Below are 20,476 nucleotides of genomic sequence, written 5' to 3'. Positions count from 1 at the left end.
ACTTGAGATGACTGACGCATCGTCCCTTCCACTTTATCCCCACCGCCATCTTCTAGGCATCCGCGATCTTTCCCCCGCCGACATCGAGCTTCTGCTCGACCGGGCGGACCGGGCCGTTGCCATCTCGCGGCAATCGGACAAGAAGACATCGACGCTGCGCGGCCGCACCCAGATCAATCTCTTCTACGAAGCCTCGACCCGTACGCAATCGTCGTTCGAGCTGGCCGGCAAACGGCTCGGCGCCGACGTCATGAACATGTCGGTGGCAAGCTCGTCGGTGAAGAAGGGCGAGACGCTGATCGATACCGCGATGACGCTGAACGCCATGCGCCCCGACATATTGATCATCCGCCACCAATCGGCGGGCGCGGCGGCACTTCTTGCTCAAAAGGTCGGCTGCTCGGTGGTCAATGCCGGCGACGGCGCTCATGAACATCCAACGCAGGCGCTGCTCGACGCGCTGACCATCCGCCGCGCCAAGGGTCCGTTGTCGAAGCTGATCGTGGCGATCTGCGGTGACATCCTGCATTCGCGCGTGGCCCGCTCCAATATCATTCTGCTCAACGCACTCGGTGCCCAAGTACGGGTCGTCGCCCCTTCGACGCTTTTGCCCGCCGGCATCGAGAAGATGGGCGTCATCGTCACCCGCTCGATGGGCGAGGGTCTGAAGGACGCCGACGTGGTGATGATGTTGCGCCTGCAGCGCGAACGCATGGAAGGCGCTTTCGTACCCTCGGTGCGCGAATATTTCCGCTATTTCGGGCTCGACGCCGAGAAGCTGAAAGCGGCCAAGGACGGTGCGCTGGTCATGCATCCCGGCCCGATGAACCGCGGAGTCGAGATCGCCTCCGAGATCGCCGACGGCCCGCAAAGCGTTATCCAGGAACAGGTTGAGATGGGCGTCGCCGTGCGCATGGCGGTGATGGAAGCGCTGCTCGACCCCCGTCGAAACCACGAGGGCCGCGGCGCATGAGCATAACGGTCTTCAGCCGCGCCCGCATCGTCGACCCATCGCGCGGCATCGACGAGATAGGCACCGTCATCGTCGAAGGGCGCAAAATCGTTGCCGCCGGCAAGGCGGCCTTGAACCAGGGCGCGCCCGAAGACGCCACGATCATCGAGTGCGCTGGTAAGGCGATCATCCCCGGCCTGATCGATGCACGTGTCTTCATCGGCGAACCGGGCGGCGAACACCGCGAAACCATCGCATCGGCGAGCATTGCTGCGGCGGCGGGCGGCGTCACCTCAATCGTCATGATGCCCGATACCGACCCGGTGATCGACAATGTCGCACTGGTCGAGTTTGTGCTGCGCACCGCCAAGGACACGGCAATCGTCAACATCTTTCCGGCGGCAGCGATCACCAAGGGGCTGGAAGGCCGCGAGATGACCGAATTCGGCCTATTGCGCGAGGCTGGAGCGGTCGCCTTCACCGACGGCCGGCATTCTATTGCCAGCGCGCTGGTGATGCGTCGCGCGCTGACCTACGCGCGCGATTTCGACGGCGTCATCGCGCATGAAACCCAGGACGCCGATCTCGCCTCGGCCGGCGTGATGAACGAAGGCCTTTACGCAAGCTGGCTTGGCCTTGCCGGCATTCCTCGCGAGGCCGAATCAATCCCCCTGGAGCGCGATCTCGCGCTGGCTCGCCTGACCGGCGGCTCCTATCACGCTGCCAAGATCTCGACGGCTATGGCGGCAGACGCGGTAGCGCGCGCAAAAGCCGACGGCGCCAACGTCACAGCAGGCGTGTCGATCCACAATCTGTCGCTCAACGAGAATGATGTCGGCGAGTACCGCACCTTCTTCCGGCTGACGCCGCCGCTGCGCGCCGAGGAAGACCGGCTGGCGATGATCGAGGCGGTCAAGGACGGCACCATCGACCTCATCGTCTCCTCGCACGACCCGCAGGACGTCGACACCAAGCGCCTGCCCTTCGCCGATGCTGCGGCCGGCGCCATCGGGCTGGAAACGCTGCTGGGCGCGGCGCTGCGGCTCTATCACAATGGCGACGTGACGCTGCTCCGGCTGGTCGAGACCTTATCCACCGCGCCGGCAAGATTGTTCAGCCTGCCCGGCGGCACGCTGAAACCGGGGGCTTTGGCCGACCTTGCACTCGTCGATCTGGACGAGCCATGGATCGTCAGCGAGAGCGGCATCCGCTCGCGCTCGAAAAACACCTGTTTCGAAGGCGCGCGGCTGCAAGGCAAGGTCTTGCAAACGATGGTGGCGGGCCGCACAGTGTTTTCGGCCTAGGACGGAACAGGCGTCACGCCTTCAAATCCATTCAGCCAAGGAAACTTCGGGGGAACAATGGCTTACAGTCCCGTCTTGGCATTGGTGTTCGGCTATCTTCTCGGCTCGATCCCCTTCGGGCTGCTGATCACCCGTGCCGCCGGCCTCGGCGACGTGCGCAACATCGGCTCCGGCAACATCGGCGCCACCAATGTGCTGCGCACCGGCAACAAGGGTCTGGCGGCGGCCACCCTGCTGCTCGACGCCCTTAAAGGCACCGCGGCTGTGCTGATCGCCGGCCGCTTTGCACCTGAGCTCGGACTCTGGGCCGGTTTCGGTGCGTTTCTAGGCCACCTCTTTCCGGTCTGGCTCGGCTTCAAGGGCGGCAAGGGTGTCGCCACCTACCTCGGCGTGCTGATCGGCCTTGCCTGGCAGGTGGCGGTGATCTTCGCCGTTGTCTGGCTCGCGGTGGCTTTCCTGTTCCGCTACTCCTCGCTGGCGGCACTGACGGCAGCTGTGGTCGTGCCAGTGGCCTTGTACTTCCTGAGCACGCCGCAGATTGCCGGGCTTTTCGCGGCGATGAGCCTGATCGTCATCATAAAGCACCGCGCCAACATTGCGCGGCTGCTTGCCGGCACCGAGGGTAAGATCGGGGCAAAGGAGTGAGCGAGCCCGCCGCCGGGCCGCGCCTCAGCGACCGGCAGCGGCTGAGCTGGCTTCGCCTGATCCGCACGCCCAATGTCGGCCCAGCTTCCTTTCGCGACCTGATCAACCGGTTCGGTTCGGCCGAAGCAGCACTTGCGATGCTGCCCGAACTGATGATTTCGGGCGGCGCCAAAAAAATCGTCCGCATCCCGTCCATTGGAGAAGCCGAGGCCGAGTTGGAGACAGCAAGGCGGGCCGGTGCCCGCTTCGTCGGCATCGGCGAGGCGGATTATCCGCCGCTGATGAAAAGCATGGATCATCCGCCGCCGCTGCTCGCGATCAGGGGCAATAGTGCGGTTTTCCGCTTGCCAGCCGTCGCCATCGTTGGCGCTCGCAACGCCTCGCTGGCCGGCATCAAGATGGCGCGAATGCTGGCAGCGGACCTCGGCCGCGACGGCTATGGCACTGTCTCCGGCCTGGCGCGCGGCATCGATACGGCCGCGCACCAGGGCAGCCTTTCGACCGGCACTATCGGCGTGCTCGCCGGCGGCCTCGATTTGCCCTACCCGCCCGAAAATGCCGGCCTGTGCGACGAGATCGCCGAGCGCGGCGGCGCCATCATCTCCGAAACGCCATTTGGCTGGCAGCCCCGCGCGCAGGATTTTCCGCGCCGCAACCGGCTTGTTGCTGGCGCCGCATTGGGATTGGTGGTGGTCGAGGCCGCACAGCGCTCCGGCTCACTGATCAGCGCCCGGCTCGCCGGTGAGATGGGCCGGCTGGTCTTCGCCGTTCCAGGTTCGCCGCTCGATCCGCGCGCCGCCGGCGCCAATGGCCTGCTCAAGGACGGTGCAACCCTTGTCACGGAGGCCGCCGATATCACCAGTGCGATCGCGCCGCTGGTCGGTGCCTGGGCGCCAAGGACATCACCACTTGAAGAGCCGCCCGACTTTTCGGCAACGCCCCCGCCGCGCGAGGACGACCGCGACCGCGTCGTCGAGGCGCTCGGCCCGACGCCGGTAGCAGTCGACGAGATCATCCGCCACACCGGCCTGCATCCCGCCCAAGTGTTCATGGTGCTGCTGGAGCTCGACCTCGCCGGACGGCTCGAACGCCATGCCGGCAGCAACGTCTCGCTGATTTGACCGAGAGCTTGCGCATGTCCCGGCAAGCAATTCCGACGTGATCCCGATGGCCGATCCGAGCAACAAACCAAAGCAGCCGCTGTTCACCCGTACGACGGCCTTCGTTTGGGCAGCATTGAGCGTCGTGCTGGCGCTGAAATGGTCGATGGATCTCGGCATGCTGGGTTTTCCCGACGGCTACACAACGCCCTTCGAAAGAGCGACCAGCACGCTTCTGGGCATTCTGACGGTAGCCTGCGTGGCCCAGGGTCTCTACTTTTTCCTGGCCGGCGTGTTCGGCAGGAAGGTAAGCGCCGTCGGTCTTTGCCTGCAAATCCTTGCCGCTGCGGTTCTCACTGTGGTGCCCGCGCTTATCGTGAAGGATTGTCCGCATTCGCAGCTGTGCAGCAGAGCCTATGAGGCGCTCACCGGCACGATGATGGACGATGGGGCGGGTGGTTAAGGCCACCGCATGCGTTCGGCACGACGTTGTCACCCATTTCTTAGGTACAAACTGTTACCCATGTCTCCGGGCCGTACATCTGGATTTTGGTGAGCGCGATGGGATTCGAACCCATGACCTACTGATTAAAAGTCAGTTGCTCTACCGGCTGAGCTACGCGCTCCCGCGGGCTCAGAAAGGCCGCCCTCGAAATTGCGCGGAACATAGGGAGAGTGCCTCTGCCGGTCAACCGGAAAAAGACGGCTCGCACACCGGGCTTTCCAGCAGTGTCATCATGCCTTGCGGAGCGCTTCGGCGTTGACGGAACTGCCTCCCTCTCGCACAAGGCCGAAGCTCGCCCTCTATGGCGACAAAGGCAAGCAGCAAATCGGGAGAACCTTTGCGGATCAGCAACTTGGGATTTTTGGCGGAACAATTTGCGCAGCCTGCCCGTTTCCCGCGATAAGGGACATGCGTTTCAAGGAGAAGACCATGAATAGGATCATGTCGGGCCTGCTGGCGACCACTCTTTCGATCTCATTCGCTGCCGCGGAGATCGTGCCAGTCAACGCTCAGCCCAGCTATGCGCCCCCGGCCCAGGGGATCACCTCGAATGTCCAGACCGTCCAGTACGAGCCGTGGCGGAGGCACCGGAGTTTCAACCGCGATTTCTCGCGTCGCGATTTCTCCCGGCGCAGTTTTGCGCGTGACGATGGCATGTATTGGCGTGGCCATCGCGGCTATCGCGAATATCGTCGCGGCTATCGCCGTCACGGTGACTACTGGTTCCCGCTGGCCGCCTTCGCCACCGGAGCGCTGATTACGGGCGCCATCGTCAACAGCCAGAATCGTGTCTATCGTGGCGATGCCCACGTGCAGTGGTGCTACGACCGTTATCGGAGCTATCGCGCTTCTGACAACACTTACCAGCCCAACTACGGTCCGCGCCGGCAGTGCCGGTCGCCTTACTGAGTCCTAAAGCGCGTCGCGTTCGATCGGCCTCATGCGACGCGCTATCGCAAAACCGCTGTTTGCGCGACATGCATTAGATTAGAGGCTGCAGGCCCGCGCCCGAAACGGCGCGGGTGTTTCATTAGTGCGTATCCGGTGGCATCCCTGCCTATTGAGTACTGAGCGTCCTGCGTACAGCGTGGCGCCAACCTGCCAGCTTGGCGGCACGTGTCGAAGCATCCATGTCCGGCTTGAACCGGCGCTCGAGCGCCCAACTCCTGGCGAATTCCGCGGCCTTCGGCCAGACACCCGCCTTCGAGCCGGCCAGCCAAGCCGCACCAAGCGCCGTCGTCTCGAGAATTGTCGGCCGGTCGACCGGCGCATCGAGAATGTCGGCCAGCCGCTGCATGGTCCAGTCCGACGCCACCATGCCGCCATCGACCCTGAGCACGGTCTTGGCCGAGGCGCCCTTCCAGTCCTTTCGCATGGCGTCAAGCAGGTCGCGGGTCTGGAAGGCAACGGATTCCAGTGCCGCGCGGGCAAATTCCGCCGGCCCCGAATTGCGGGTCAGCCCGAAGATGGCGCCGCGCGCCTCGGCATCCCAGTGCGGTGCGCCGAGCCCGACGAAAGCCGGCACCAGATAGACGTTCTGCGTTGGATCGGCTTCCGCCGCCAATTTGCCGCTCTGCTCGGCCTTGCCGATCACCTTGATGCCGTCGCGCAGCCATTGTACGGCGGCGCCGGCGATAAAGATCGAGCCCTCCAGTGCATAGGTGGTCTTGCCGTTCAGCCTATAGGCGATGGTGGTCAAAAGCCGGTTCTTCGAACGCACCAGATCGCTGCCGGTGTTGAGCAGCGCGAAGCAACCGGTGCCGTAGGTGGATTTCATCATGCCCGGATCGAAACAGGCCTGGCCGATCGCCGCCGCATGCTGGTCGCCGGCCACACCGAGGATTCTGATCTCTGCACCAAACAGGCTTTTGTCTGTGATTCCAAAATCATCGGCACAATCTTTCACCTGCGGCAGCATTCTTGCAGGTATGCCAAGAATGGCCAGCAGCTCGTCGTCCCAGGCATTTTGTTCGATGTTGTAGACCAGTGTGCGCGAGGCATTGGTGGCGTCAGTGGCGTGGACCTTGCCGCCAGTCAGGCGCCAAATCAGAAAACTGTCGATGGTGCCGGCCAGCAGTTCGCCCTTCTCGGCGCGTTTTCTGGCGCCCTTCACCTTGTCCAGCATCCAGGCGATCTTGGTGCCGGAGAAATAGGGATCGAGTAGCAGGCCGGTCTTTTTTGTGAATTTCTTCTCCAGCCCCAGCTTCTTCAGTTTCTGGCATAGCGGCGCGGTGCGGCGGTCCTGCCAGACAATCGCGTTGTGGATCGGCTTGCCGGTCTCTTTGTCCCAGATGACGACGGTTTCGCGCTGGTTGGTAATGCCGATCGCGGCGACTTCGGCTGCGTTGCGGCCAGCTGTCTTCAGCGCGGCCTTCACCGTTTCCACGACGCTTGCCCATATCTCCTCGGGATCGTGCTCGACCCAGCCGGAGGCCGGATAATATTGAGTGAATTCCTTTTGCCCGCTGCCGACGACCTTCATCTTGTCGGCGAACAGGATCGCCCGGCTCGATGTCGTCCCCTGGTCGATTGCAAGGATGTATCCGGTCATTCTCTCTCCCGTCGAAGCGAATTCAAAGGTGCTACGGTGTCTCGACGCCAGACGGCGCGGAGCCGTTCACGCAAACAGGGGAGACGGCAACATGCCGCCTCCCCTGAGCATGGCGATGCGGGCGCGGACGCCCGCATCAAACGGTCCTATTGCTGCCAGCTCTTCACCAGCTCGTCGTAGTTGATGGTGACCGGCTTTTCCTTCTCGTTCTCGATCTTGAGCTGAGGAGCGAGATTGCCCTTCTTGACCGCGTCGGCGTTCCAGTAGGCGAGGTCATGCTCTTCGGCCATCTTCGGGCCAATATCGCCCTGGACGCCCGACTTCTCGATGCGGCTCATCACCTTTTCCTGCTCGGCGCAGAGCGAGTCCATCGCTTCCTGCGGGCTCTTGGCGCCCGACGAAGCATCGCCGATCGCCTGCCACCAGAGCTGTGCCAGCTTCGGATAGTCCGGCACGTTGGTGCCGGTCGGCGACCACTGGACGCGCGCCGGCGAGCGGTAGAACTCGATCAAGCCGCCGAGCTTTGGCGCACGTTCGGTGAAGCTCTTGTCGTGGATCGTGCTCTCGCGGATGAAGGTCAGGCCGACATGGCTCTTCTTCACGTCGACCGTCTTCGAGGTGACGAACTGCGCGTAGAGCCAGGCGGCCTTGGCGCGGTCGGTCGGCGTCGACTTCATCAGCGTCCAGGAACCGACGTCCTGATAGCCGAGCTTCATGCCGTCCTTCCAGTAGACGCCATGCGGCGACGGCGCCATGCGCCACTTCGGCGTGCCGTCGTCGTTCAGCACGGCCTTGGCGCTGGCGTCGACCATGCTGGCGGTGAAGGCGGTGTACCAGAAGATCTGCTGGGCAACCGCGCCCTGCGCCGGAACTGGCCCCGATTCGGAGAAGGTCATGCCTTGGGCTTCCGCCGGTGCATAGGCCTTCAGCCAATCGAGATACTTCTGGATGGAGTAGACGGAAGCCGGACCATTGGTGTCGCCGCCGCGCGCCGTGCAGGAACCGACCGGACGCGAATTCTCGTCGACCTTGATGCCCCATTCGTCGACGGGCAGACCGTTCGGAATGCCCTTGTCGCCATTGCCGGCCATCGACAGCCAGGCGTCGGTGAACCGCCAGCCGAGCGACGGGTCCTTCTTGCCATAGTCCATATGGCCGTAGACCTTCTTGCCGTCGATCTCACGCCCGGTGAAGAACGCTGCAATGTCCTCATAGGCCGACCAATTCACCGGCACGCCGAGGTCGTAGCCGTATTTGGCCTTGAAGTCCGCCTTGTTCTTCTCGTCGTTGAACCAGTCGTAACGGAACCAGTAGAGGTTCGCGAACTGCTGGTCAGGAAGCTGGTAGAGTTTCTTGTCGGGCGCGGTGGTGAACGAGGTGCCGATGAAATCCTTCAGGTCGAGATTCGGATTGGTGACATCCTTGCCGTCGCCTGCCATCCAATCGGTCAGGTTGCGCACCTGCTGGTAGCGCCAGTGCGTGCCGATCAGATCGGAATCGTTGACCCAGCCGTCATAGAGGTTCTGGCCGGTCTGCATCTGGGTCTGGATCTTCTCGACAACGTCGCCTTCCTGGGTGACGTCGTGCGTAACCTTGATGCCGGTGATGGCTGTAAAGGCCGGCGCCAGCACCTGCGATTCATACTGATGCGTGGCGATGGTTTCGGAAACCACCTTGATATCCATGCCGGCGAAAGGTTTCGCGGCATCGATGAACCATTGCATTTCGGCTTCCTGGCCGGCGCGGTCGAGCGTCGACAGGTCGCCGATTTCCTTGTCCAGGAAGGCCTTGGCCTCGTCCATTCCGGCATAGGCGTTGCTTGCCCCGAGCAACAGGACAAGCGCAGTTGTTGATGTCAAGAATTGCCGTCGCATGTATTTCCTCCACTGTTAAGTTCAAAGTGCGATCTGGATCGGCGGCCGGCACGCCGCCGTTCCAACAGTTTCCCCCTCTATACGTAGCGGAACACGCCGACGGCGTAGACCACGGAGAGAGCGAGAGCCCACCACAGATTGGGTCCGACTAGACCCAGCCAAGCGAGATGGATAAAGGCACTGCCAAGCAGCGACAGGAACAAGCGGTCGCCGCGCGTCGTTTCGAAGCGCAGCACGCCGACGCGCGGATTGCCGCCCGGCGAGACGTATTCCCACACCGCCATGCCGCAAAGCAGCAGAAAGATGGTTCCAAAGAAGGCCGCGGTCGGCCACGTCCACGCCATCCACGAAAAATCGAGGTTGGACGAGAGGTTAAATCCCCACAGGCGGATATTGGCCGGATCGCTGAAGCCTACCGTTATTGCCACGAAATCGATTTGAAGGGCCACCCAGGCCACGACGACCAGGGCGAGAAACAGCACGGCCCACCACCATGGGCTTCTGTCGACCTGCTCCATCATACCCTCCCCAGGGCAAAGCCCTTGGCGATGTAGTTGCGCACAAACCAGATGACGAGCGCGCCGGGAATCAGCGTCAGCACGCCGGCTGCGGCGAGCAGCCCCCAATCCATGCCGGCGGCCGAAACGGTGCGGGTCATGGTCGCGGCGATCGGCTTGGCGTCCGTGGTCGTCAGCGTGCGGGCGATCAGCAGCTCGACCCACGAGAACATGAAGCAGAAGAAGCACGCCACGCCGATGCCGCTCGCAATCAGCGGCATGAAGATCTTGATGAAGAAGCGCGGGAACGAATAGCCGTCGATATAGGCGGTCTCATCGATCTCCTTCGGCACCCCCGACATGAAGCCTTCGAGGATCCACACCGCCAGCGGCACGTTGAACAGGCAATGCGCCAGAGCCACGGCGATATGGGTGTCGATAAGGCCGAAGGCCGAATAAAGCTGGAAGAATGGCAGCGCGAACACCGCCGGCGGCGCCATGCGGTTGGTCAGCAGCCAGAAGAACAGATGCTTGTCGCCGAGGAAGCGATAGCGCGAAAAAGCATAGGCAGCAGGCAGTGCTGCGGCCACCGAAATCACCATGTTCATAACCACATAGGTGATCGAGTTGATGTAGCCCGAATACCAGGACGCGTCGGTGAAGATGGTGCGGTAATTCGCCAATGTCGGTGCGTGCGGGTAGAGCGTCAGCGACGAGACGATCTCGCCATTGGTCTTGAAGCTCATATTGATGAGCCAGTAGATCGGCAAAAGCAGAACGATGATGTAGAGCGTCGGCACGATCCACCACCAACGCGACTCCTCGCCGCGACGGCGCATCAGCCGTGCGATCTCGTCCTGCCGCAGCGTGCTGGCTAATCCTTGCGAAGCTGTCGTCTCGCTCACTCTGTCGGCTCTTTCGTCAGCGCGGCTCATCTCAGCGCTCCGCGTCGTAATTGGTCATCACGGTGTAGAACACCCATGACAACAACAGGACGATAAGGAAGTAGACCAGCGACATCGCCGCCGCCGGGCCGAGGTCGAACTGGCCGAGCGCCGTCTTGACGAGATCGATCGAAAGAAAGGTCGTCGAGTTGCCGGGTCCGCCGCCGGTCACCACGAACGGTTCGGTGTAGATCATGAAGCTATCCATAAAGCGCAGCAGCACGGCGATCAGCAGCACGCGGTTCATCTTCGGCAGCTGGATGTAACGGAACACCGCCCAGCGCGAGGCACCGTCGATCTTGGCCGCCTGATAAAAGGCATCCGGGATCGAGACCAGGCCGGCATAGCAGAGCAGAACGACGAGGCTGGTCCAATGCCAGACGTCCATGATGATGACCGTGACCCAGGCGTCATAAGGATCTTGCACATAATTATAGTCGATGCCGAGCGCGTTGACGTAATAGCCGAGCAGGCCAATGTCGTTGCGCCCGAACACCTGCCAGATGGTGCCGACGACGTTCCACGGGATCAGCAGCGGCAACGCCATCAAAACAAGGCAAACAGGCACGCCCCAACCCTTCTTCGGCATATTGAGCGCAATGAAGATGCCGAGCGGCACTTCGATCGCCAGGATGATGAAGGAGAAGACAAGGTTGCGGATCATCGCCTGCCAGAAGCGGCTGGAGGAAAGCAGTTCCTCGAACCACTCGGTGCCGGCCCAGAAGAAGACGTTGTTGCCGAAAGTGTCCTGCACCGAATAATTGACAACCGTCATCAGCGGTATGACCGCCGAGAACGCCACCAGCAGCAGCACCGGCAGCACCAGGAACCAGGCTCTGTTGTTCCAGGTCTTTTCCACTTCAGGCTCCCATCTCGACGCGCCAGGAATCGGCATAGATGTTGATGCCGGCCGGGTCGAACCGCACCTTCGGATCAGCCGGAACTGTCTCGTCCTCGCCGATGATGGCGGCGATCTCGCGCCCTTCGAGATTGGCACGGACCACCTTGTGGCGGCCGACGTCCTCGACCTTGCTGACCCGGACGGCCATGCCCTGGCTGCCCAGGCGCACATATTCGGGACGGATGCCGAGCTCGATGGCGCTGCCGCCCGCCTTGGGCACGCCCGGCAGTTCGATCTGCTGCGAGCCCAGCTTCGCGGTCTTGCCGTCGATCGCCACCGGCATGACATTCATGCCGGGCGAGCCGATGAAATAGCCGACAAAGGTATGGCGCGGGCGCTCGAACAGCTCCGCCGGTGTGCCGATCTGCACGATTTCGCCGTCATACATGACGACCACCCTGTCGGCGAAGGTCAACGCCTCAGTCTGGTCGTGCGTGACATAGACCATGGTGTAGCCGAAGCGGCGGTGAAGCTGCTTCAACTGCGAGCGCAGCACCCATTTCATATGCGGGTCGATGACGGTCAAAGGCTCGTCGAACAGGATGGCATTGACGTCGGAGCGCACCAGCCCGCGTCCGAGCGAGATTTTCTGCTTCTGATCGGCGGTCAGTCCGCGCGCCTTTCGTTTGGCCATATCGGCCAGCCCGGTCATCTCCAGCGTCTCGCGCACCTTGCGGTCGACGTCGGCCTCCGGCACGCCGCGATTGCGCAGCGGGAACGCCAGATTGTCGTAGACGGTCATCGTGTCGTAGATCACCGGGAACTGGAAGACCTGGGCAATGTTGCGCTCTTGGGTCGACAGATTGGTCACGTCCCTGCCGTTGAACAGCAACTGGCCGTGCGAGGGATGCAGCAATCCCGAAATGATGTTGAGCAGCGTAGTCTTGCCGCAGCCGGACGGGCCTAGCAGCGCATAGGCGCCGCCATCCTCGAACGTGTGGTGCACTTCCTTCAGCGCGAAATCGGCATCCGTGCGGGGGTTCTGCAGATAAGAGTGGCGGATATGATTGACATCGATGCGCGCCATCGCTTCCTCCTAAGCCGCCAGCTTCGGCGCGGCCACGGCGCGGCCGTGCTCGTCGAAGACCATGATGTGGCGCGGGTCGATGAACACCTCGACCTCCTCGTCCGGCTCGAAGTCGCGAATGCCGTGGGTCAGCATGACCCAGCGCGCATCGGCAAAATCGAGATGGATGAAGCTTTCCGATCCCGTGATCTCGGTGATCGTCACCTTTGCGCGCACCGGCACCGCGGCGGCGTCGGGCCGATCGAGGGAAAGATGATGAGGCTGGAAGCCGATCGTATAGATCGCATCGGCAATGCCGAAGAGTTCGGCCGGCACCGGCAATTTCACGCCGCCCTCGAGCAGGAAATCCAGGCCCTTCTTGGCAAGCACGATGGTGTTGAGCGGCGGATCGGCGAAGGTTCTCGCCGTCACCAGATCGACCGGCTTGCGGAACACTTCGATGGTCGGCCCGAACTGGGTGATGCTGCCTTCGGAAAGCGTCGCCGTGTTGCCGCCGAGCAGCAAGGCCTCGTGCGGCTCGGTCGTGGCATAAACGAAGATTGTGCCGGCGGCCGCGAATATCTTCGGCAGTTCCGCGCGTAATTCTTCGCGCAGCTTGTAGTCTAGGTTGGCGAGCGGCTCGTCGAGCAGCACGAGGCTGGCATTCTTGACGATGGCGCGGGCCAGCGCGGTGCGCTGCTGCTGGCCGCCCGACAGACTGAGAGGCGTGCGATCGAGATAGGGCGTGAGTTTGAGAAGGGCGGCGGCATTGCGCACCTCCCTGTCGATCGTTGCCTGATCCGTGCCGGCCACCCGCAGCGGTGAGGCGATGTTTTCGTAGACCGTCATCGCCGGATAGTTGATGAATTGCTGGTAGACCATGGCGACGTTGCGCTTTTGCACAGGCATGCCGGTGACATCCTTGCCATCGAACCAGACCGAGCCGGAGGTCGGCACGTCGAGGCCCGCCATCAGCCGCATCAGGCTGGTCTTGCCGGAGAGCGTCGGCCCGAGCAGGACGTTGAGCGAGCCGTGCTGAAGCGTCAGCGAGACGTCGCGGATATGTTCCGCCGCACCCACCGTCTTCGTCACGTTTCTCAGTTCAAGCATGATGCCTCCTCCCAGGCTTTCTGCATTAGTCGGCCGTCCCTATTCGGCAGCCGCTACGTGCTGCCGGCTTATTCCGCGCATGAACTCGTCGAGCACTGCCGCCTGCTCACGGCTGAGACGCAGGCCGCGCTTGGTCCGGCGCCACAATACATCCTCGGCGGTCATCGCCCATTCGTTTTCGACGAGGTAGCGCACCTCGGCTTCGTAGAGATCGGCGCCGAAGTTGCGGCCAAGATCGACGTTCGACTTGGCGAGGCCCAGCAGCTTCCTTGCGCGGGTGCCGTAGAGCCGAGTCAACCGGCGGGCCAGCCGCGCGTCGAGGAACGGGTACGCCGTTTTCAGTTTCGCCACCTCGGCATCGAAGCCGGTGACGGGAAAGTCACCGCCGGGCAGCGGCGCGTTTGCCGTCCATGGTTTGCCGCGCTTGCCGAGAAAACCCTCGATCTTCTCGAGCATCGATTCCGACAATCGGCGGTAGGTCGTGATCTTGCCGCCAAAGGCGTTGACGATCGGGGCGGCACCCTCGCCTCCATCGGCCTTCAGCACATAGTCGCGGGTGGCTTCCTGCGCCTTTGAGGCGCCATCGTCGTAGAGCGGGCGCACCGCGGAATAGGTCCAGACGATATCCGACGGCTTGACCGGCTGCGCGAAATATTCGCTTGCCGCAGCGCAGAGATAGTCGATCTCGGCATCACTGATCCTGACGTCGTGCGGATCGCCGGGATAGTCCCGGTCGGTGGTGCCGATGAGCGTGAACTCGTCTTCGTATGGGATGGCGAAAATGATGCGCCCGTCCTTGTTCTGAAAGAAATAGGCGCGTGGGTCGTCGAATTTCTTGCCAACGACGATGTGGCTGCCTTGCACGAGGCGGACATTGTGCACGTCGTTCAAGCCGACGGTGGCTGAAAGCACCTGATCGACCCACGGGCCGGCGGCATTGACCAGCAGCCGCGCCTTGACCTCCTCGGTATCGCCGGTCCGCACGTTTTCAAGCCTGACCGTCCAGAGATTGCCTTCGCGGCGTGCGCTGACGACCCTTGTTCGGGTTCGAACGGTTGCACCGCGCTCGGCAGCGTCACGGGCGTTCAACACAACCAGCCGGGCATCGTTGACCCAACCGTCGGAATATTCGAACGCCTTTCGAAAAAGCGGCTTCAGCGGCTTGCCGGCCGGATCCTTGGCCATGTCCAGCGTTTTCGTCGGCGGCAGCAATTTGCGCCCGCCAATATGGTCGTAGAGAAAAAGCCCGAGCCGGATCAGCCAGGCCGGACGCAGCCCCTTGGCGTATGGCAGCACGAAGCGCATCGGCCAGATGATATGCGGCGCGTTCCTCCACAGGATCTCGCGTTCCATCAGCGCTTCGCGCACCAGGCGGAATTCGTAGAATTCGAGATAGCGCAAGCCGCCATGGATCAGTTTGGTCGAGCCGGAAGAGGTTCCGCTGGCCAGATCGTTCATCTCGGCAAGGAAGACCGAAAAGCCACGCCCAACGGCATCGCGGGCAATGCCGCAGCCATTGATGCCGCCACCGATGACGAAAATGTCATGGATCGGTGATGCGCCCAAAGAAGTCCTCCCTCGATTTCGCATTGCAGCATTTTTGAGTTTTGCGAAACCGTGGCGGGATTATTTCGAAATGATAACGAATGTCAAACGAAATATGATCGGCGGCAGATGCCGCTGCGGCATCTCTAGGAGAGCGACGTTTCGATCAGCTGAACCTCTGCCTCCTGGCAGATCTTGCGCACCGACGGGATGTCGCAACGATCGGTGATGAAGGTGTTGACCTGCGACAGATGGCCGATGCGGACGGGCGCGGTGCGCTCGAATTTGGTCTGGTCCGACACCAGGATCACATGCCGCGCGTTGGCGATGATCGCCTGAGCCACCTTCACCTCGCGAAAATCGAAGTCGAGCAGTGCGCCGTCATGGTCGATGGCCGAGGCGCCGATCACCGCAAAATCGACTTTGAACTGCCTGATGAAATCGACCGCTGCCTCGCCGACCACGCCGCCGTCGGAACCGCGCACGACACCGCCGGCGATCACCACCTCGATCGAAGGATATATGCGCATTCTGTTGGCAACATTGATGTTATTGGTGATGACCATCAGGCCAATATGATCGAGCAGCGACTTGCTGACCGCTTCCGTCGTGGTCCCGATATTGATGAACAGAGAGGCGTTGTCAGGGATCAGCCGGGCTGCCGCGCGGCCGATCGCCTCCTTCTCCTCGGCGGCGATCTTGCGCCGGGCCTCATATTCCATGTTCTCGATGCCGGACGGGAACAATGCCCCGCCATGAATGCGGGACAAAAGCCGCTGGTCGCAGAGATCGTTGAGATCCTTGCGGATCGTCTGCGGCGTCACGTTGAAATGCGTCGCCAACTCCTCGACCAGTACGCGGCCATGATCTTTGGCCATCTGGATGATTTCGGAATGACGCGGCGACAGATACATCTAGCAACCTCTCATTTTCGTTTTTCTCGTCTATAGCTGAAAACGAAAGCCATGAACAGGTATGAGCCGGCTAATGAAAATCGGGCGACTGCAGAGAGAAAAGCTCCGGCGCAATCTCGACGAGGCTATCAACTCAGGCCCCGCGCGATCTCAGTGATGACCTCGAAAGCAGTATCGACGTCCGCCGCAGTCGTTTCGAACTGCCCGACCTGAAAGCGGATCGCCACCTGCCCGTCCACCCGAGTCTGCGTCAGGTAGATGCGGCCGTCATCGTTGATCGCGCTGACCAACCGCAAATTGTGCTTGTCAGAGTCGATGCCCGCAGCCGTAAGATGCCGGAACGAGAGCAGCGACAGCATCGGCTCCGTTACGATCTCGAAATCCGGTTCCCGAGCCAGCCGCGCGGCAAGGCTCTCGCTCCAGGCGACATGATTGCGGATCATGGTTCGCAGATTTTCCAAGCCATGTGCACGCAGCAGGAACCAAAGTTTCAGCGCGCGGAACCTCCGTCCGAGCGGCACCGACCATTCGGAATAATTGATGACCCCGTCGCGGCCATGTGTTCTCAAGAATTCGGGCTTGATCGCCAGCGTACGCACGAGGTCTTCCGGCTGGCGAACGAACTGCATCGAGCAATCGAACTGTGCGCCCAGCCATTTGTGCGGATTGAAGACGATCGAATCCGCATGTTCGGCGCCGGCCCAGAAATGCCGGAACTCGGGGCAGATCATGGCGGAGCCGGCCCATGCGGCATCGACATGCAGGTAGAGCCCGTGCCGCTTCGCCACCGCGCCAACAGCCGCGACATCGTCGGTGCCGCCGGTACTGGTGCCGCCGACGCTGGCGATGATGCCGGCCGGCAGCATGCCGTTTTCGCGGTCGGTGACGATCGCCGCTTCCAGAGCCGCCGTCTGCATGGCGCGAAAGCGTCCGGCGACCGGAATGCGCACGAGGTTCGCCTCGCCGATGCCCGACACCCAGATCGCCCGGTCTATGGAAGTATGGACTTGGTCGGAAGAATAGACCCGCACGATCGGCTGGCCTTGCAGGCCGCTCTTGTTGCCTTGCCAGTCGAGCGCGCGCTCGCGCATGGTCAGCACGGCGGCAAGCGTCGCCGATGAAGCCGAATCCTGCATGACGCCGGAAAATCCCTCCGGCAGACCAAGCGCCTGCCGCATCCAGTCGACGACCCGCATCTCGAGCTCGGTTGCGGCCGGCGAGGTCTGCCAGAGCATGCATTGCGCAGCCATCGCGGAAACCAGATACTCGGCCACGACGGAGGCCGGGGCCGCATTGGCCGGAAAATAGGCGAAGAAACGCGGATGCTGCCAGTGCGTCATGCCCGGCAGGATCTTTTGCTCGAAATCGGCGAAGATTGCCTGCATCGTTTCGCCGTCTTCCGGCGGCGCGACATCGATGCTTTTGAAGATTTCGCCCGGCTCGACAAGCGGCCGCACCGGTCTTTCGCGAAGGCTGTTTCTGTAGTCGGCGCCCCATGCAGCCGCTCGCAGCGACCATTCGCGGAATTCGTTGCTATTCATCTTCGCCTCCGTAGCGCCTCAGCGAGCCGCGATCAAAGAGCACGAAAAACGAAGGTTTTCATTCGGGAAAATCAGGCAAGCTCGCAAAGGCGGTCTTCAGCGCGTTCGACCAGCTATCCGAGATCGTGCGATAATATTGATCGTCATGGTTTATTCGCTTTTTGAGGCCGACCTTGAAAGTGTCCTTTTCATAGAACAGCAGGTCGAGCGGCAGGCCGACCGACAGGTTCGACTTCAGCGTCGAATCGAACGACACCAGCAACAGCTTTACCGTCTCGGCGAAACTCATCGTCTTTTCGTAGGCCCGGATGATGATCGGCTTGCCGTATTTGGTCTCACCGATCTGGAAGAACGGCGTATCGTCGGTCGATTCGATGAAATTGCCTTCCGGATAGATCATGAACAGGCGCGGCGCGCTGCCCTTGATCTGACCGCCGAGGATGAAGGAGGCGTTGAAATAGGAATCCGCCTTTTCGCCGGCCGGCGACGAACTGGCGATGACCTCCTTGACGGTGTCTCCGACCAACCGGACTGTCTGGTACATGGAGGGCGTTTCGAGCAGCGTGGCATGGCGCTCCGCCACTGCCTTGGTGCGTTCGTCGAGCAGGCTGACTACGGCCTGGGTTGTCGCCAGATTGCCGGCCGACATCAAAACGATGACGCGCTCGCCCGGCTCCTCCCAGACATGCATCTTCCTGAAGGTCGAGATCGAATCCATGCCGGCATTGGTGCGCGTGTCCGACATGAACACGAGCCCGCGATCGATCTTCAGGCCGACGCAATAGGTCATCGAATCTCTTTGGCAACAATCTTGCCGGGATTACTGCTCCACGGTGACGGTGACCGCAAGCTGTTCTTCCGCCTGTCCCAGCCGAATTCCCGATACCGGCGTGGCGTCGCGATAATCGCGGCCGATCGCCACCTTTACATAGCGCTCGTCGGGAGAAATGCCGTTGGCGACATCGAAGGAGACCCAGCCCAGGCCCGAGACATGCGCCTCGGCCCAAGCGTGGCTTGCCGCCTGCTCGATCGCTGCATCCATCATCAGATAGCCGCTGATGTAGCGCGCCGGGAAATCCATGGCGCGAGCCGCGGCAACGAAGATATGGCTGTGGTCCTGGCAAACGCCGGTCTTGAGCGCAAGGGCCTCTTCGGCCGGCGTCGTCGCGTTGGTGGTGCCGGGTGTATAAGCGACATGCTCGCCGATCACGGCCATTAGCCGGTGCAGCCTTTCGATGTCGGTGCCCTTGCCCACCGAGGCAGCAAGCTCACGAATGCCGCTGCCGATCGTCGTCAGCGGCGTTTCATGGCCGAACAGCCAGAGCGGCGCGAAACCCTGATGCGGTCCGCAGACACCGGCGGTATCGCGCGTCACCACTTCGCCAGCTGCTTCGACTGTGATGAAGTCGCGCTCGCCCTCGACGCTCAACAGCCGGGTATCATTGCCGAAATGGTCGGTGAACCGCACTTCCTCGCGCGCGCCTTCGATCTTCAGCGCCCAGGACAGCACCGTCTGGGTGCGCCCGTTCACCGGGAGCAGCCGCAAACGCTGCAACAGATAATGCACCGGCGCATCGTAGCGGTATTCGGTCCGGTGGGTGATCTTCAGCCGCATTGCTGTCGTCCCTGGAGCATGAGCTTTACCGAAAACCGGTCTTCGTTTTTTGGGATCATGCTCAATAGAACCTGTAATCCTGCGCGATCTCATCGCCGAGCCTGGTGTTGTCGCGGATGAAATTGGCCAGGAATTCGTGCAGGCCGGCGTCGAAAATATCCTTGATCGAGCCGGCCGTCAGCATGGAATGGGTCTTGGCGGCCGTCGCATGACAGGCGTGGCGCTCACCATAGTCGTCACCCAGGAATTTGAGATGCTCCGTCAGGAAGCGGTAGCAAAAGGTCAGCGAGCGCGGCATGCGGACATTGAGGATCAGATAGTCGGCGATGTTGCTCGGCTTGTAGTCGGCGTCATAGACCCAGCGGTAGGAGCGGTGCGCCGACACCGAGCGCAGGATCGATTCCCACTGGTAGTTGTCGAGCGTCGAGCCGACCCAGGAGATCGACGGCAACAGAACATAGTACTTCACGTCTAGGATGCGCGCGGTGTTGTCGGCGCGTTCGACATAGGTGCCGAGCTGCGAGAAATCGAAGATCTCGTTGCGCAGCATGGTGCCGTAGAACGAGCCGCGGATCAGCGCCGTCTCGCGCTTGATTGCGTCGAGCGCGCTGGGCAGGTCGCGCTCGTCGATCGGCTTGGCCAACATCCGTTTCAGCGACATCCAGGCTTCGTTGATGCTTTCCCAGGTTTCACGCGTCAATGCTGTGCGCACCATGCGGGCATTGTTACGGGCCGTTTCGATAGACGACATCGTGCTCGACGGGTTCGACGTATCGCGCAGCAGGTAGTCGGCGACATTGGCGGCGGTGTAGTCCGAATATTTCTGCGTGAAGCTGGCGTCCGAGCCGGCGCTGAGCAGCACCGAATTCCACTCCTCCGAAGCATTCTGCGTGCGAGTGAGCGCCATGCGCAGGCCGGCATCCACCAACCGCGCCATGTTCTCCGCCCGCTCGATATAGCGGTTCATCCAATAGAGCCCGTTGGCGGTGCGGCCGAGAAGCATGTCAACGTGCCTCGATGCTGAGTGAGTAGCGAATAGCGAATAGCGAATAGGGGAAAATCGGCTTCATGATTTCTGTTGCAGACTCCTGATCATCGAACGCAGCATTCTCCCGATCTCATCGGCCTGGCCAAGCAAACGCAATACGTCCTGCTCAACCATCAGCGCTACCCTTCCAGACAAGATTAGGTGCGTTTCCAACTCTTTGAGAGAACCTTGCGCTATGCGAAGATATTGAACGAACGATCCCGTGTTTTCTCGCCCGTGCCCTTCGGCGACATTTGCCGCAATCGATACAGATGATCGCCGTATCTGAGACGTCATCCCGTAAACTTCGCTGCTCGGAAAGGCTTTCGTTGCCGAATAGCAATCTACAGCCAATTCAACGGCCGCCTTCCAAACAATCAAGTCCCTGTAAGAGTTAATAGTCGTGTTGGTGCCCTCTTCCCTATTCGCTACTCACTATTCGCTA

Annotated in this window: 20 protein-coding genes and 1 tRNA gene; 6 read left to right on the top strand and 15 right to left on the bottom strand. The window is 61.6% G+C overall.

Annotated elements, in window-relative coordinates; all coding sequences use genetic code 11:
- Positions 1–7: 7 nt before the first annotated feature.
- Genes NKH63_RS04775 through NKH63_RS04755 form a run of 5 tightly spaced genes read left to right on the top strand, consistent with a single transcriptional unit; the run spans position 8 to position 4,464 of the window.
- On the top strand, positions 8–973 hold the full coding sequence (locus NKH63_RS04775) for an aspartate carbamoyltransferase catalytic subunit (RefSeq protein WP_352482274.1): 966 nt from the start codon (positions 8–10) through the stop codon (positions 971–973).
- Positions 970–2,256, top strand: coding sequence for a dihydroorotase (locus tag NKH63_RS04770; RefSeq protein WP_023717764.1), 1,287 nt, complete (start codon positions 970–972; stop codon positions 2,254–2,256). The genes NKH63_RS04775 and NKH63_RS04770 overlap by 4 nt, the downstream gene beginning before the upstream one ends.
- Positions 2,257–2,313: 57 nt before the next feature.
- Entirely contained in the window at positions 2,314–2,901 is a 588-nt protein-coding gene (plsY, locus tag NKH63_RS04765; protein ID WP_352482272.1) for a glycerol-3-phosphate 1-O-acyltransferase PlsY, read from the top strand.
- Positions 2,898–4,022: a DNA-processing protein DprA gene (dprA, locus tag NKH63_RS04760; protein ID WP_352482271.1), complete on the top strand. Its 1,125-nt coding sequence runs from the start codon at positions 2,898–2,900 to the stop codon at positions 4,020–4,022. Before plsY ends, dprA begins: the two co-directional genes overlap by 4 nt.
- 46 nt (positions 4,023–4,068) lie before the next feature.
- Positions 4,069–4,464 carry a hypothetical protein gene (locus NKH63_RS04755; RefSeq protein ID WP_352482269.1) on the top strand — a complete coding sequence of 132 codons (396 nt, stop codon included), beginning with the start codon at positions 4,069–4,071 and terminating at the stop codon, positions 4,462–4,464.
- Positions 4,465–4,551: 87 nt separating this feature from the next.
- Here the strand turns inward: NKH63_RS04755 and NKH63_RS04750 are convergent.
- Positions 4,552–4,627 (bottom strand) — tRNA-Lys (locus NKH63_RS04750).
- Between the two features lie 308 nt (positions 4,628–4,935).
- On the opposite strand from NKH63_RS04750, the gene NKH63_RS04745 reads away from it, so the two are divergent.
- Complete coding sequence (locus NKH63_RS04745) at positions 4,936–5,415, top strand: BA14K family protein (protein WP_023717768.1); 480 nt, start codon at positions 4,936–4,938, stop codon at positions 5,413–5,415.
- Between the two features lie 148 nt (positions 5,416–5,563).
- Here the strand turns inward: NKH63_RS04745 and glpK are convergent, their stop codons facing one another.
- The 14 genes from glpK to NKH63_RS04675 all read right to left on the bottom strand — a co-directional run bounded on the left by glpK (position 5,564) and on the right by NKH63_RS04675 (position 20,430).
- Entirely contained in the window at positions 5,564–7,057 is a 1,494-nt protein-coding gene (glpK, locus tag NKH63_RS04740) for a glycerol kinase GlpK (protein ID WP_023717769.1), read from the bottom strand.
- Between the two features lie 146 nt (positions 7,058–7,203).
- Positions 7,204–8,931: an ABC transporter substrate-binding protein gene (locus NKH63_RS04735; protein WP_023717770.1), complete on the bottom strand. Its 1,728-nt coding sequence runs from the start codon at positions 8,929–8,931 to the stop codon at positions 7,204–7,206.
- Positions 8,932–9,008: 77 nt separating this feature from the next.
- Complete coding sequence (locus tag NKH63_RS04730) at positions 9,009–9,275, bottom strand: DUF2160 domain-containing protein (RefSeq protein ID WP_031193610.1); 267 nt, start codon at positions 9,273–9,275, stop codon at positions 9,009–9,011.
- A gap of 173 nt (positions 9,276–9,448) precedes the next feature.
- Positions 9,449–10,363, bottom strand: a complete 915-nt coding sequence (locus NKH63_RS04725) for a carbohydrate ABC transporter permease (protein ID WP_023717772.1) — start codon at positions 10,361–10,363, stop codon at positions 9,449–9,451.
- 1 nt (position 10,364) lies between these two features.
- On the bottom strand, positions 10,365–11,231 hold the full coding sequence (locus NKH63_RS04720) for a carbohydrate ABC transporter permease (RefSeq protein WP_023674893.1): 867 nt from the start codon (positions 11,229–11,231) through the stop codon (positions 10,365–10,367).
- A gap of 1 nt (position 11,232) precedes the next feature.
- Complete coding sequence (locus tag NKH63_RS04715) at positions 11,233–12,300, bottom strand: ABC transporter ATP-binding protein (RefSeq protein ID WP_352482267.1); 1,068 nt, start codon at positions 12,298–12,300, stop codon at positions 11,233–11,235.
- Between the two features lie 9 nt (positions 12,301–12,309).
- The gene (locus tag NKH63_RS04710; RefSeq protein WP_352482266.1) at positions 12,310–13,389 is read right to left on the bottom strand and encodes an ABC transporter ATP-binding protein; all 1,080 of its coding nucleotides are present in this window, start codon (positions 13,387–13,389) and stop codon (positions 12,310–12,312) included.
- Positions 13,390–13,428: 39 nt separating this feature from the next.
- On the bottom strand, positions 13,429–14,955 hold the full coding sequence (gene glpD / locus NKH63_RS04705) for a glycerol-3-phosphate dehydrogenase (protein ID WP_352482265.1): 1,527 nt from the start codon (positions 14,953–14,955) through the stop codon (positions 13,429–13,431).
- A gap of 125 nt (positions 14,956–15,080) precedes the next feature.
- Positions 15,081–15,848 carry a DeoR/GlpR family DNA-binding transcription regulator gene (locus NKH63_RS04700; RefSeq protein WP_023717776.1) on the bottom strand — a complete coding sequence of 256 codons (768 nt, stop codon included), beginning with the start codon at positions 15,846–15,848 and terminating at the stop codon, positions 15,081–15,083.
- Between the two features lie 128 nt (positions 15,849–15,976).
- Complete coding sequence (locus NKH63_RS04695) at positions 15,977–17,389, bottom strand: pyridoxal phosphate-dependent decarboxylase family protein (protein ID WP_352482264.1); 1,413 nt, start codon at positions 17,387–17,389, stop codon at positions 15,977–15,979.
- A gap of 58 nt (positions 17,390–17,447) precedes the next feature.
- Complete coding sequence (locus NKH63_RS04690) at positions 17,448–18,179, bottom strand: proteasome-type protease (RefSeq protein WP_352482263.1); 732 nt, start codon at positions 18,177–18,179, stop codon at positions 17,448–17,450.
- 30 nt (positions 18,180–18,209) lie between these two features.
- Complete coding sequence (locus tag NKH63_RS04685) at positions 18,210–19,004, bottom strand: transglutaminase family protein (protein WP_352482261.1); 795 nt, start codon at positions 19,002–19,004, stop codon at positions 18,210–18,212.
- A 61-nt stretch (positions 19,005–19,065) separates the two neighbouring features.
- The gene (locus NKH63_RS04680) at positions 19,066–20,007 is read right to left on the bottom strand and encodes an alpha-E domain-containing protein (protein WP_023717779.1); all 942 of its coding nucleotides are present in this window, start codon (positions 20,005–20,007) and stop codon (positions 19,066–19,068) included.
- Positions 20,008–20,070: 63 nt separating this feature from the next.
- Positions 20,071–20,430: a four helix bundle protein gene (locus NKH63_RS04675; RefSeq protein WP_352482308.1), complete on the bottom strand. Its 360-nt coding sequence runs from the start codon at positions 20,428–20,430 to the stop codon at positions 20,071–20,073.
- Between the last annotated feature and the right edge of the window lie 46 nt (positions 20,431–20,476).

The sequence above is a fragment of the Mesorhizobium sp. M0960 genome (assembly GCF_040319055.1).
Lineage (GTDB): Bacteria > Pseudomonadota > Alphaproteobacteria > Rhizobiales > Rhizobiaceae > Mesorhizobium.
This window is presented reverse-complemented; position numbering and strand designations above follow the sequence as displayed.